The organism is Streptococcus sp. A69, from assembly GCF_058556195.1.
The window spans coordinates 34,823-48,237 of record NZ_JBZUJU010000006.1 but is presented as its reverse complement, the minus strand read 5'-3'; the positions used below and the strand labels follow the sequence as shown (position 1 = coordinate 48,237).

The following is a 13,415-nucleotide window of genomic DNA, read 5'->3' as shown; positions in this document are numbered from 1 at the left end:
CCCAGCACCAACTTACAAGGCAACACATGAATTTGTCAGCGGAACGCCAGGAAAAGACCTTCCCCAAGAAGTGAAAGCCTTGCTTCCAGCAGACCAAACAGACTTGAAAGATGGTAGTCAAGTAACTCCGACTCAACCAAGTAAAACGGAAGTGAAGACAGCAGAAGGCACTTGGAGCTTTAAGTCTTATGACAAGGCATCAGAAACCATCAATGGAGCGGATGCCCACTTCGTCGGCACTTGGGAATTTACCCCAGCACCAACTTACAAGGCAACACATGAATTTGTCAGCGGAACCCCAGGTAAAGAACTTCCACAAGAAGTGAAAGCCTTTCTTCCAGCAGATCAAAAAGACTTGAAAGATGGCAATCAAGCGACGCCAACGCAACCAAGTCAAACAGAAGTTAAGACAGCAGAAGGCACTTGGAGCTTCAAGTCCTACGACAAGACATCGGAAACAATTAATGGATCAGATGTTAAGTTTGTAGGTACATGGGAGTTTACAGCAAGCCCAGTTCCAACAGTGACTCATAAGGCGGTTCACGAGTTTGTCAGCGGAACTCCAGGTAAAGAGCTTCCACAAGAAGTGAAAGCCTTGCTTCCAGCAGACCAAACAAACTTGAAAGATGGCAGTCAAGCAACTCCAATGCAACCAAATCAAACAGAAGTGAAGACAGCAGAAGGTACCTGGAGCTTCAAGTCCTATGATAAGACATCGGAAACAATTAATGGATCAGATGTTAAGTTTGTAGGTACATGGGAATTCACCCCATCCCCAACCTATAAGGCAACTCACGAGTTTGTCAGCGGAACTCCAGGTAAAGAACTTCCACAAGAAGTGAAATCCCTGCTTCCATCAGACCAAACAGACTTGAAAGATGGCAGTCAAGCAACGCCAACGCAACCAAGTCAAACAGAAGTGAAGACAGCAGAAGGTACCTGGAGCTTCAAGTCTTATGACAAGACATCTGAAACCATCAATGGAGCAGATGTTAAGTTTGTAGGTACATGGGAATTTACAGCAACTCCAGTTCCAACAGTGACTCATAAAGCGGTTCATGAGTTTGTCAGCGGAACTCCAGGTAAAGAGCTTCCACAAGAAGTGAAATCCTTGCTTCCAGCAGACCAAACAGACTTGAAAGATGGTAGTCAAGCGACTCCAACTCAACCAAGTCAAACAGAAGTGAAGACAGCAGAAGGCACTTGGAGCTTCAAGTCCTACGACAAGGCATCAGAAACCATCAATGGAGCGGATGCCCACTTCGTCGGTACTTGGGAATTTACCCCGGCAACAAATAAAGATTCTGGAAATAATAGCAAACCAGAAGAAGGAAGTAGTCAAACTAAGGCCTTGTTACCAAACACAGGCTCAGCAGTATCTGGTCTTCTTTCAATCATTGGTCTTGCCTTTGCAAGCCTAGCAGTTTTTGTCCTTCGCAAGAAAGACTAAGATGCTCTTAGTGAATAAGAAATTGACATCTTAATTTCTTACCCTAAGAAGAGAGAACGAGAAATCGTTCTCTCTTTTTCTTGCATTTTATATCGAGCTGTGATATAGTTTATATAACGAGATGCGATATATCGAACTGAATAGGAGGTGTGAATAAATGGAATTAACAGATAAAATCAGGCGTGTTTACCTTCCCATGACTGAAACAGGTTTTTATATCTTGTTTTGTTTACAGAAGGAGAACCATGGATATGGTATCACACAAAAGGTCAAGGAGATGACAGATTCGCAAGTTTCGATTAGTCCTGGAACTATGTATGGGACCTTGTCAAAGATGGAAAAGGATGGCTTGATTTCCTTTATCCGGGAAGAGGAAAAACGTAAAATCTATCAGATCACAGACTTGGGACGAAAAGTCTTAGATATTGAATTGAAACGTATTGAACGGCTCTATAGAAATAGTCGGGAGGAAGTATGATGAAAAAGAAGGTTGTATATCGAATATCTACAATTGCAGATTATGATAAAGAGGCTTTATACCTTGGGGAAATGCATGCTAAGGGCTGGAAACTTAAGGAAGTAAGCTACTCTAACTTAGTAGTTGCGGTTAAGTATACTTTTGAAAAGTGCCAACCGGAGCAGGTGTCTTATCAGTTGGACTTTTATCCCATGAAAAAATCAGAGAGAGCCTCCTATTTACAACTATTTAAAGACTGTGGCTGGGAGCATATTACAGACTTTAATAGTTTTTCCTATTTTAGAAAAGCGCATTCTGAAATTGAATCGGATACTGAGTTTGAAATCTATAATGACGCTACAGGGAAGTTAGCTATGATCAAACGGATTTTAATAATGCGGATGCTTCCTATTTTGATTCTATTTTTAGCTCTACTACCGGTTTTCTCAAAGTTTGTCAGTGGAGCTAGCTCTTTCAGATGGGAAGTATTTTTGATTTTCATAATAGATTGGATTTTATTGATAGTTTTTGCGATTCAGATTTCTTATATTTTTTGGAAATTGAGTCAAAAGTGGAAAGAATTATCTGATAAATGAAAGAATGCCTGTTTTCTAATTTGGAGGTAAGACAATGAATAGCAAAGTACAATTTAGGATTTTCACCATTGTTGATTTGGACAAGGAAGAAGAATATTTACATGAGATGCACTTGAAAGGTTGGAGATATAGAACTAACCGTTTTGGTTTTTTCTATTTTGAACAATGCCAACCAGATGATGTCATCTATCATATCTATGATTCTAGATTTCTTAAAAAGTATAAGCATGAACTGCAAGATTTTAGAAATAGCGGTTGGGAATTGATAGAAACAGGTTTTTATTCAATTCTTCGTAAACCAACTTCTGATATACTTTCAGAGGAGAAAGTCTATATGCGTAATGCTCTTAGATGGGAAGCTATGCGGTCTAGACTTCGTTCCTGTATAGCCGCTTTCTCAGGTGGTCTTGTTGTTTGCATGAGTTTGTATCGAGAGAACTTGTCTCAGTCTTTCTTTATTATTTTCGTTTTATACACTTGCTTAATTTCTTATCTAATCTATGGTTTTTTCAGACTTAAAAGGAAATACCAGGTAGATGAGTAGCAAGGTTCTAGGTCTTCAGACTGATTTTTAGCACTCTTGGTAAAAGAGTGCTAATTTTTTGAGTTTTTGTCTTGACATTCTCTTCTAAGGGTGTATAATAGAATCATGAGTTAGCACTTGAGTGCATAGAGTGCTAATCAATCGGACAGAGAGGAGTGATGAGATGGTTACAGAGCGTCAGCAGGATATTTTAAATCTGATTATTGACATCTTTACCAAAACGCACGAACCTGTCGGATCCAAGGCGCTACAAGAGTCTATTAACTCTAGCAGTGCTACCATTCGTAATGATATGGCGGCTCTAGAAAAGCAAGGTTTGCTTGAGAAGGCTCATACTTCAAGTGGTCGGATGCCAAGTGTTGCTGGTTTTCAGTACTATGTGAAACACTCACTGGATTTTGACCGACTGGCTGAAAATGAGGTTTATGAGATTGTCAAAGCCTTTGATCAGGAATTCTTCAAGCTAGAGGATATTCTGCAAGAGGCTGCTAATCTACTAACAGAGTTGAGTGGCTGTACGGTAGTGGCACTGGATGTTGAGCCGAGCAGGCAACGGTTGACAGCTTTTGATATCGTTGTTCTAGGGCAACATACAGCCTTGGCAGTATTCACCCTAGACGAGTCGCGAACGGTTACCAGTCAATTTCTGATTCCAAGGAACTTCTTGCAGGAAGATTTGCTGAAACTGAAGAGCATCATTCAGGAACGTTTCCTCGGTCACACAGTTCTAGATATTCACTACAAGATTCGAACGGAGATTCCGCAGATTATCCAGCGTTACTTCACAACAACGGACAATGTTATGGATCTCTTTGAACACATCTTTAAGGAAATGTTCAACGAAAACATTGTGGTGGCGGGCAAGGTCAATCTCTTGAATTTTGCCAATCTGGCAGCCTATCAGTTCTTTGATCAGCCACAAAAGGTAGCCTTGGAGATTCGTGAGGGTCTGCATGAAGATCAGATGCAAAATGTCCGTGTTGCGGACAGTCAAGAGTCCTGTCTAGCAGACCTAGCGGTTATTAGTAGCAAGTTCCTCATTCCTTATCGAGGTTTTGGAATTCTAGCGATTATCGGTCCGGTCAATCTGGATTACCAGCGATTGGTCAACCAAGTCAATGTGGTCAATCGTGTTTTGACCATGAAGTTGACAGATTTTTATCGCTACCTCAGCAGTAATCATTACGAAGTAAATTAATTTTGAAATCATTAAAGGAGGCGAAAATGGCCCAAGATAAAAAAAACGAAGAAATGAAAGAAGAGGAAGTTGTGGAAACAACTGAAGAAACAACTCCTGAGAAGTCTGAGTTGGACTTGGCAAATGAACGTGCGGATGAGTTCGAAAACAAATACCTTCGTGCTCATGCGGAAATGCAAAATATCCAGCGCCGTGCCAATGAAGAACGTCAAAACTTGCAACGTTACCGTAGCCAGGACCTAGCAAAAGCAATCTTACCATCGCTCGACAACTTAGAACGTGCACTAGCAGTTGAAGGTTTGACAGATGATGTGAAGAAAGGATTGGAGATGGTGCAAGAGAGCTTGATTCACGCTTTGAAAGAAGAAGGAATCGAAGAAATCGCAGCTGACGGCGAATTTGATCATAACTATCATATGGCCATTCAAACTCTCCCAGCAGACGATGAGCACCCAGCAGACACCATCGCTCAAGTCTTCCAAAAAGGCTACAAACTCCATGACCGTATCCTACGCCCAGCCATGGTGGTAGTGTATAATTAAGATACAAAGCCCGTAAAAAGCTCATAGTAAAAATAGGAGATTGACGAAGTGTTCGATGAACACAAGAAAATCTATCTTTTTTACCCAGAGCTTAGGGCGTGTTCGATTCGGCAATTCTGACGGTTGCTGAAGCAACTCATCGTCGAAATAATATCGATTTCGACTCCTCGTGTCGCAACATATATACATTGAAAACTTGTCCGAAATGACAATAAACTATGAAGAAAGATAAAAAGGTAGTTCAGTTTTGCAATAGTGAGCGAAGCGAACTAAAGACGATACTCTTCGCCGTGGCGTTATTTGCGCAAACTTTGAGATCTTAGGCTCAAAGTTTAGTTAAAGAGATTGACGAAGTCAAGCTCTGACAGCGCCGCCATCTAAGAAGAGTATCAAAAAGAAAAATAGAATATAAAATTTAAGGAGAAAAACACATGTCTAAAATTATCGGTATTGACTTAGGTACAACAAACTCAGCAGTAGCAGTTCTTGAAGGAACTGAAAGCAAAATCATCGCAAATCCAGAAGGAAACCGCACAACTCCATCTGTAGTATCATTCAAAAACGGAGAAATCATCGTTGGTGACGCAGCAAAACGCCAAGCAGTCACAAACCCAGATACAGTGATTTCTATCAAATCTAAGATGGGAACTTCTGAAAAAGTTTCTGCTAACGGAAAAGAATACACTCCACAAGAAATCTCAGCTATGATTCTTCAATACTTGAAAGGTTACGCTGAAGAATACCTTGGTGAAAAAGTAACCAAAGCAGTTATCACAGTTCCAGCTTACTTTAACGATGCTCAACGTCAAGCAACAAAAGACGCTGGTAAAATCGCTGGTCTTGAAGTAGAACGTATCGTTAACGAACCAACTGCAGCAGCACTTGCTTACGGTTTGGACAAGACTGACAAAGAAGAAAAAATCTTGGTATTCGACCTTGGTGGTGGTACATTTGACGTATCTATCCTTGAATTGGGTGACGGTGTCTTCGATGTATTGGCGACTGCAGGGGATAACAAACTCGGTGGTGACGACTTTGACCAAAAAATCATCAATCACATGATTGCAGAATTCAAGAAAGAAAATGGTATTGACTTATCAACAGACAAGATGGCTCTTCAACGTTTGAAAGATGCGGCTGAAAAAGCTAAGAAAGATCTTTCAGGTGTAACTTCAACTCAAATCAGCTTGCCATTTATCACTGCTGGTGAATCTGGACCTCTTCACTTGGAAATGACTTTGACTCGTGCCAAATTTGACGATTTGACTCGTGACCTTGTAGAACGTACAAAGGTTCCAGTTCGTCAAGCCCTTTCAGATGCAGGTTTGAGCTTGTCAGAAATCGACGAAGTTATCCTTGTTGGTGGTTCTACTCGTATCCCAGCCGTTGTAGAAGCTGTTAAGGCTGAAACTGGTAAAGAACCAAACAAATCAGTAAACCCTGATGAAGTAGTTGCCATGGGTGCTGCTATCCAAGGTGGTGTCATCACTGGTGATGTGAAAGACGTTGTCCTTCTTGATGTAACACCATTGTCACTTGGTATCGAAACAATGGGTGGTGTCTTCACAAAACTCATCGACCGTAACACAACAATTCCAACATCTAAATCACAAGTCTTCTCAACTGCAGCAGACAACCAACCAGCCGTTGATATCCACGTTCTTCAAGGTGAACGCCCAATGGCCGCAGATAACAAGACTCTTGGACGTTTCCAATTGACTGACATCCCAGCTGCACCTCGTGGTATCCCACAAATCGAAGTAACATTTGATATCGATAAAAACGGTATCGTATCTGTTAAGGCCAAAGACCTTGGAACTCAAAAAGAACAAACAATTGTCATCCAATCTAACTCAGGTTTGACTGACGAAGAAATCGACCGCATGATGAAAGATGCAGAAGCTAATGCTGAAGCAGATAAGAAACGTAAAGAAGAAGTTGACCTTCGTAACGAAGTAGACCAAGCGATCTTTGCGACTGAAAAGACCATCAAGGAAACTGAAGGCAAAGGCTTCGATGCAGAACGCGATGCTGCCCAAGCTGCCCTTGATGACCTTAAGAAAGCTCAAGAAGACAACAACTTGGACGAAATGAAAGCAAAACTTGAAGCATTGAACGAAAAAGCTCAAGGACTTGCTGTTAAACTTTACGAACAAGCTGCAGCAGCTCAACAAGCTCAAGCAGGAGCAGAAGGCGCACAAGCAACAGGAAACGCAGGCGATGACGTCGTAGACGGAGAGTTTACGGAGAAGTAAAATAGTCCAGTGGACTATTTTATCCCGAGCTTGAAAATCAGAGAGCGAGGTCGTTAAGAATGAGGAATCACTAAAGTGATTGTCATTCTACGGCAATCGCTATGCTGACTTTTGCGTTGTAAGTATAAGAAGAAATCCAGAGGTTGCAACTCAGCCTCTGTTTTTCGGTAAAAAGGGATAGGACTTGAGTAGTTTGGGTTTTATCTCATAAATATGAAAGAAAGGAATTGAACCCGACCTAAATCGTGGTTTCGTTCCGCAATATTAATAGAAAGGAATAAGGGTGTTCGTAATTGAACTCGAGCGGAAAGCTTAGAAATTAGATAAACCTCCTAAGAAATCAGGATTTCTTGTTGGTTTCCTAAATTTCAGTCGCTTTCTGTTCGCTCTTAGTATCTTGTATGAACAATACTGAATTTTATGATCGTCTGGGGGTGTCAAAAAACGCTTCGGCAGATGAGATCAAAAAGGCTTATCGTAAGCTTTCGAAAAAATATCACCCAGATATCAACAAGGAGCCTGGTGCTGAGGAAAAGTACAAGGAAGTTCAAGAAGCCTATGAGACTTTGAGTGACGACCAAAAACGTGCAGCCTACGACCAATATGGTGCCGCGGGTGCAAACGGTGGCTTTGGTGGTACTGGCGGTTTCGGTGGTTTTGATGGAGCAGGTGGCTTCGGTGGTTTTGAAGATATCTTCTCAAGTTTCTTTGGTGGAGGCGGTGCTTCGCGCAATCCAAACGCTCCTCGTCAAGGGGATGATCTCCAATACCGTGTGAATTTGACCTTTGAAGAAGCTATCTTCGGAACGGAAAAAGAAGTGAAATACAACCGTGAAGCAAGCTGTCGTACATGTAATGGCTCTGGTGCTAAGCCAGGAACAAGTCCAGTCACTTGTGGACGCTGTCATGGCGCTGGTGTCATTAATGTCGATACGCAGACTCCTCTTGGTATGATGCGTCGTCAAGTAACTTGTGATGTCTGTCATGGTCGCGGAAAAGAAATTAAAGATCCATGTACAACTTGTCACGGAACAGGTCATGAAAAGCAAGCTCATAGCGTACATGTAAAAATCCCTGCTGGTGTGGAAACTGGACAACAAATCCGCCTAGCTGGTCAAGGTGAAGCAGGCTTTAATGGTGGACCGTACGGGGACTTGTACGTGGTGGTTTCAGTTGAAGCTAGTGATAAGTTTGAACGTGAAGGAACAACTATTTTCTACAAGTTGAATCTCAATATTGTCCAAGCAGCTCTAGGAGATACTGTGGAAATTCCAACTGTGCATGGTGATGTTGAATTGGTCATTCCAGAGGGAACTCAGACTGGCAAGAAATTCCGTCTACGTGGCAAGGGAGCACCTAGCCTTCGTGGTGGTGCCGTTGGTGACCAATACGTTACAGTTAATGTCGTGACTCCGACAGGCTTGAACGACCGCCAAAAAGCAGCGCTTAAAGAATTCGCAGCTGCAGGTGACTTGAAAGTCAATCCAAAGAAAAAAGGCTTCTTTGACCATATAAAAGATGCCTTTGAGGGTGAATAAAGTAAAAAGAGCCGACTGGCTCTTTTTTGTGTTATCTTTGAAAATTTAGCGTCGAAAAATCATTTTCCAGTTAGCCGACTATTTATACTTTTGAGTAAGCAGGCCAGCTGCATCCATGTCCTGGATGAGTTGCTTGATTTCCGCTTCTTTACCTGGCTTAACGGTGACGGTATCAATGTGTTTGATTGCCGAATTATCCTGAATATCCACCAAAGTCAAAGCTTTTTCATAGAATGCAATTCCCTTTTTAAGACTTTCCTGATCTTTCCAAGTTAGAATTGTGTAAGAAGAATTTGATTTCTTTCCTTTTTCTTGGAAATACTTCTCACTTTCCTTTTCTAAAAATTGTATTAAACCACGATTGAATAAGTTGTCTCCTACTTTATAGTAGGAAATATCTCCTGTCTGGAGGACATAGACTTTAAGTCGGTTTTTGGTGAGTTTTGGACTTTCCTTTAGGACGGGGTGGCTATTGACAACCTCATCTGAGAAAGTAACATAAAAATTTAAGCCTCCACCTTCAAATTGATACCTTCCATCTGATTCTACTTTCTCAGGAGGCATGTCAAGAGAGATAAATATTTGTTTTAAGGATTCATTCCCTTTTTGGATGTCACTCGGTGAGGCCTTGAAAAGATTCATCAGTAGTAGAAATGCTAGAGCCGTCAGAAGGCAGAGACAGCCACAAGGGATCGCGATGACCTTCGCTAGAACTTTTAAAAACTGTTTCACTTTCATTCCCTCCCTTTTCTGTTCGAATCTAGTAACCCAAAAAGGATTTAAGGAAACTTGGAGGCTCTCTTATTCTTGTTTTTCTTCTTGGAGGACCGCCATTCTAGTTTGGAAATCCTTTTCCAAGACTTTGAATTTATAGGTTAAATCTTTTTGGTATTCCTTGATAAGGGATTTTTGTTGGTCGATGATTTGTAGGCTGTTTTGGATGATATCCAAATCATCTTTGATAGCTTCGATGCGGTCAGTTGTATCTAGCACTTCATCCTGAATGGCTTGGCGATTTTTCACGACAAAATAACTTCCAGCTGTAGCTCCTGCAAATAGCAATAGATTGGATAGTTTCATGGCAACTCCTTAAGCATTTTTAATGGTTTCAGCGACTTGGGCGAGTTTGTCAAAGTCTGGTTCGTGGGCGATAAAGTCAATCTTAAGGTCATCTTCTGCACTGTAGCGAGGTACGAGGTGCACGTGTGTATGAAAGACCGTTTGACCAGCAATTTCCTCGCAGTTGGCAATGATATTCATGCCGACAGCTTTGGTAGCCTTCATGACTTTTTGAGCCACTGTTGGCACTTGTGCAAAGAGTTGGCTGGCACTTGTTGCATCCATCTCCAAAAGATTGCGATAATGTTCTTTTGGTACGACTAACGTGTGTCCAGGCGTTACTTGAGAGATATCAAGAAAGGCAAGAACCTGCTCATCCTCGTATACTTTTGAAGCAGGAATCTCCCCTGCGATGATCTTACAAAAAATGCAATCTGGCATAAAATCCACCTCTACTGTATTGAATTTTGATATAATATAGCTACATTATACCAGATTCGGAGAAAATATGTTAGAAATTAAAAACCTGACAGGAGGCTATGTTCACGTCCCTGTCTTGAAAGATGTGTCCTTTACAGTTGAAAGTGGGCAGTTGGTTGGTTTGATTGGTCTTAACGGTGCTGGAAAATCAACGACTATCAATGAGATTATCGGTCTTTTGACGCCTTATAGTGGGGAAATTAAGATTAATGGTTTGACCCTGCGAGAGGATGCGACCAACTACCGCAAACAGATTGGCTACATCCCAGAAACGCCTAGCTTGTATGAGGAATTGACCCTCAGAGAGCATATCGAGACGGTTGCCATGGCCTATGGTATTGAGCAAAAAGTCGCTTTTGAGCGAGTAGAATCTTTGTTGAAAATGTTTCGTTTGGACCAAAAATTGGACTGGTTTCCAGTTCATTTCTCCAAAGGGATGAAGCAGAAGGTCATGATTATCTGTGCTTTTGTCGTGGATCCGAGCCTCTTTATCGTGGACGAGCCTTTTCTTGGCCTCGATCCGCTGGCTATTTCTGACTTGATTCAGCTTTTGGAAGTAGAAAAGCAAAAAGGCAAGTCTATCCTCATGAGTACCCACGTGCTGGACTCGGCGGAGAAGATGTGTGACGCCTTTGTTATTCTCCACAAGGGGGAGGTGAGGGCTCAGGGGAACCTCCAGCAACTCCGCGAAGCCTTTGACATGCCTGAAGCGAGTTTGAATGATATTTACTTGGCTCTGACCAAAGAGGAGGAGTTATGAAAGACTTGTTTTTAAAGCGAAAGCAGGCTTTTCGTAAGGAGTGTGTAGGTTATCTGCGTTATGTTCTCAATGACCACTTTGTCTTGTTCCTACTAGTTCTCATCGGTTTTCTATCTTACCAGTACAGTCAACTCTTGCAAGATTTTCCTGAAAATCATTGGCCCATCCTCTTGTTTTTGGGGATTGTATCTACCTTGCTTTTGGCTTGGGGAGGGATTGCCACATATATGGAGGCACCTGACAAGCTCTTTCTCTTAGTCAGTGAAGAAGAGGTTAAGTCCCATCTCAAAGAGCAGACGGTACGCTCACTGGCCTTTTGGCTCTTTGTCCAAACCCTTTTCTTTCTTTTATTTGCGCCCTTATTTTTAGCCATGGGCTATGGTTTGCCAGTCTTTCTTGCCTATGTGCTTTTATTAGGAGCTGGGAAATACCTAGTCTTTCGTCAAAAAGCCAGCAAATTTTTCACTGAAACTGGACTGGACTGGGACTATGTGATTGCCCAAGAAAGCAAGCGCAAGCAAGTCTTGCTTCGTTTCTTTGCTCTCTTTACTCAGGTCAAGGGCGTTTCAAATAGTGTCAAGCGTCGGGCCTATCTGGACTTTATCCTAAAGGCTGTTCAAAAGGTACCTGGCAAGATCTGGCAAAACCTCTACCTTCGTTCTTACCTGCGAAATGGAGATCTCTTTGCTCTCAGTTTGCGCCTCTTGTTCCTATCCTTGTTAGCTTTGCTCTTTATCGAGCAAGTTTGGATCGCAACGGCAGTGGTAGTTCTATTTAACTACCTCTTGCTCTTCCAGTTACTGGCCCTCTATCATGCCTTTGACTACCAATACTTGACCCAGCTCTTTCCATTAGAAAAAGGGGAGAAAGAGAGGGGATTGAAACAGATTGTAGTCGGTGTGGGAATTGCAGTTCTTTTGTTAGAATTGCTGGTCGGAGCAGTGGTTTTTCAAGAAAAAATAGCCTTGTTGGCTCTTGTAGGGGCTAGTCTCTTCCTACAACTGTTTTATTTGCCTTACCAACTAAAAAGATTGGTTGACGAATAGACTAAAAACTAGTAGAATAGTAAGGAAACTTTATACGGAGGAAAGAAATGGACTTGGGTGATAATGAGCTAACGCTGACCCCTATCCCTGGGAAGAGCGGCAAGGCTTATATGGGAAGCTACCCTGATGGGAAGCGCGTTTTTGTAAAAATGAACACCTCTCCAATCCTACCTGGCCTAGCCAGAGAACAAATCGCTCCTCAATTACTATGGACTCGTCGTTTGCCAGATGGCAGTGATATGTGTGCTCAGGAATGGCTGACGGGCAAAATCTTGACCCCTTACGACATGAATCGCAAGCAGATTATCAATATCTTGAACCGCCTTCACCGCTCGCGTCCCTTGATGAAGCAGTTGAGTCGTTTGGGATATACCATGGAAAAACCAGTTGATTTGCTACGTTCTTGGCAACAAGGAGTTCCAGAAATCTTGAAGCAGAATCACTATTTGAACAGTGTGATTGCTGAGCTAGGTAAGACGGTTCCAGGCTTTAGGGAAGATCATGCAACAATTGTGCATGGGGATCTTCGCCATAGTAATTGGATTGAGACAGAGAGTGGACTCGTTTATCTAGTGGATTGGGATTCGGTTCGCCTGACGGATCGTATGTTTGATGTGGCGCATTTGCTATGCCACTACATTCCAGATTATCAGTGGCGCCAATGGTTGAGAGACTATGGCTATAAGTACAATCAGACAGTGTTAGATAAATTGTATTGGTATGGTCAGTATTCTTACTTGAACCAGATTGCCAAATACTGTGAAAATCAAGATTTAGACAATGTAAACCGGGAGATTTATGCCTTGCGCGTCTTCCGTGATAAGTATGGAAAGAAGAGATGAGAGTTAGAAATCGTAAAGGGGCGACAGAGTTACTAGAGGCTAATCCCCAGTATGTTGTCCTCAATCCCTTGGAAGCTAAAGGGAAATGGCGAGACTTGTTTGGAAATGATCATCCTATTCATGTTGAGGTTGGAAGTGGGAAAGGAGCCTTCGTATCAGGAATGGCCAAGCAAAACCCTGACATCAACTACATCGGGATTGATATCCAAAAGTCGGTATTAAGTTATGCCTTGGATAAGGTATTAGAAGTTGGAGTTCCTAATATCAAGTTGTTGTGGGTAGATGGTTCAGATTTGACAGACTACTTTGAAGACGGTGAAATTGATCGTCTCTACCTAAACTTTTCAGATCCATGGCCTAAAAAACGCCATGAAAAACGTCGTTTGACTTACAAGAGTTTCTTGGATACCTTTAAGCGTATTTTGCCTGAGAATGGGGAAATCCATTTCAAGACAGATAACCGTGGCTTGTTTGAGTACAGTCTAGTGAGCTTTTCTCAGTATGGGATGAAACTCAATGGTGTTTGGCTGGACTTGCATGCCAGTGATTTTGAAGGCAATGTCATGACGGAGTATGAGCAAAAATTCTCCAGCAAAGGTAAAGTGATCTACCGAGTTGAGGTAGAATTTTAAGAAATAGCTTGAAAAC

Annotated in this window: 15 protein-coding genes; 12 read left to right on the top strand and 3 right to left on the bottom strand. The window is 42.0% G+C overall.

The features are described 5' to 3' along the window. The 8 genes from AC4ME5_RS09080 to dnaJ form a co-directional block, all read left to right on the top strand. Window positions 1-1,450 (top strand): SHIRT domain-containing protein (locus AC4ME5_RS09080; protein ID WP_491800554.1); only part of this gene is annotated, 1,450 nt, incomplete at its 5' end. Between the two features lie 157 nt (window positions 1,451-1,607). Next, window positions 1,608-1,928, top strand: a complete 321-nt coding sequence (locus AC4ME5_RS09075) for a PadR family transcriptional regulator (RefSeq protein ID WP_000423978.1) — start codon at window positions 1,608-1,610, stop codon at window positions 1,926-1,928. After that, window positions 1,928-2,503: a DUF2812 domain-containing protein gene (locus tag AC4ME5_RS09070; RefSeq protein WP_491800553.1), complete on the top strand. Its 576-nt coding sequence runs from the start codon at window positions 1,928-1,930 to the stop codon at window positions 2,501-2,503. The genes AC4ME5_RS09075 and AC4ME5_RS09070 overlap by 1 nt, the downstream gene beginning before the upstream one ends. Window positions 2,504-2,537: 34 nt before the next feature. Continuing rightward, complete coding sequence (locus AC4ME5_RS09065) at window positions 2,538-3,047, top strand: DUF2812 domain-containing protein (RefSeq protein WP_001086360.1); 510 nt, start codon at window positions 2,538-2,540, stop codon at window positions 3,045-3,047. Between the two features lie 163 nt (window positions 3,048-3,210). Next, a complete protein-coding gene (hrcA, locus tag AC4ME5_RS09060; protein WP_491800552.1) occupies window positions 3,211-4,245 on the top strand; it encodes a heat-inducible transcriptional repressor HrcA in 1,035 nt (344 codons plus the stop codon). Between the two features lie 26 nt (window positions 4,246-4,271). Beyond that, on the top strand, window positions 4,272-4,787 hold the full coding sequence (grpE, locus tag AC4ME5_RS09055; protein ID WP_000046057.1) for a nucleotide exchange factor GrpE: 516 nt from the start codon (window positions 4,272-4,274) through the stop codon (window positions 4,785-4,787). Window positions 4,788-5,218: 431 nt separating this feature from the next. Beyond that, a complete protein-coding gene (gene dnaK / locus AC4ME5_RS09050; protein WP_491800551.1) occupies window positions 5,219-7,042 on the top strand; it encodes a molecular chaperone DnaK in 1,824 nt (607 codons plus the stop codon). Window positions 7,043-7,443: 401 nt separating this feature from the next. Next, complete coding sequence (gene dnaJ, locus AC4ME5_RS09045; protein ID WP_125844491.1) at window positions 7,444-8,580, top strand: molecular chaperone DnaJ; 1,137 nt, start codon at window positions 7,444-7,446, stop codon at window positions 8,578-8,580. 78 nt (window positions 8,581-8,658) lie between these two features. On the opposite strand, the gene AC4ME5_RS09040 is transcribed toward dnaJ, so the two are convergent. From AC4ME5_RS09040 to AC4ME5_RS09030, 3 genes are all read right to left on the bottom strand, one after another. After that, the gene (locus tag AC4ME5_RS09040) at window positions 8,659-9,318 is read right to left on the bottom strand and encodes a hypothetical protein (RefSeq protein ID WP_491800550.1); all 660 of its coding nucleotides are present in this window, start codon (window positions 9,316-9,318) and stop codon (window positions 8,659-8,661) included. A 63-nt stretch (window positions 9,319-9,381) separates the two neighbouring features. Beyond that, window positions 9,382-9,660: a hypothetical protein gene (locus tag AC4ME5_RS09035; protein ID WP_491800549.1), complete on the bottom strand. Its 279-nt coding sequence runs from the start codon at window positions 9,658-9,660 to the stop codon at window positions 9,382-9,384. A gap of 9 nt (window positions 9,661-9,669) precedes the next feature. Further along, complete coding sequence (locus AC4ME5_RS09030) at window positions 9,670-10,080, bottom strand: HIT family protein (RefSeq protein WP_491800548.1); 411 nt, start codon at window positions 10,078-10,080, stop codon at window positions 9,670-9,672. Between the two features lie 67 nt (window positions 10,081-10,147). Between AC4ME5_RS09030 and AC4ME5_RS09025 the strand changes: the two genes are divergently transcribed. Genes AC4ME5_RS09025 through trmB form a run of 4 tightly spaced genes read left to right on the top strand, consistent with a single transcriptional unit; the run spans window position 10,148 to window position 13,399 of the window. Beyond that, window positions 10,148-10,879, top strand: coding sequence for an ABC transporter ATP-binding protein (locus tag AC4ME5_RS09025; protein WP_491800547.1), 732 nt, complete (start codon window positions 10,148-10,150; stop codon window positions 10,877-10,879). Further along, complete coding sequence (locus tag AC4ME5_RS09020) at window positions 10,876-11,925, top strand: ABC transporter permease (protein ID WP_491800546.1); 1,050 nt, start codon at window positions 10,876-10,878, stop codon at window positions 11,923-11,925. The genes AC4ME5_RS09025 and AC4ME5_RS09020 overlap by 4 nt, the downstream gene beginning before the upstream one ends. A 47-nt stretch (window positions 11,926-11,972) precedes the next feature. Beyond that, a complete protein-coding gene (gene ccrZ, locus AC4ME5_RS09015) occupies window positions 11,973-12,767 on the top strand; it encodes a cell cycle regulator CcrZ (protein WP_491800545.1) in 795 nt (264 codons plus the stop codon). Further along, window positions 12,764-13,399 (top strand): tRNA (guanosine(46)-N7)-methyltransferase TrmB, encoded by a 636-nt coding sequence (gene trmB / locus AC4ME5_RS09010; RefSeq protein WP_491800544.1) that lies wholly within the window; start codon window positions 12,764-12,766, stop codon window positions 13,397-13,399. The genes ccrZ and trmB overlap by 4 nt, the downstream gene beginning before the upstream one ends. Window positions 13,400-13,415 lie beyond the last annotated feature (16 nt).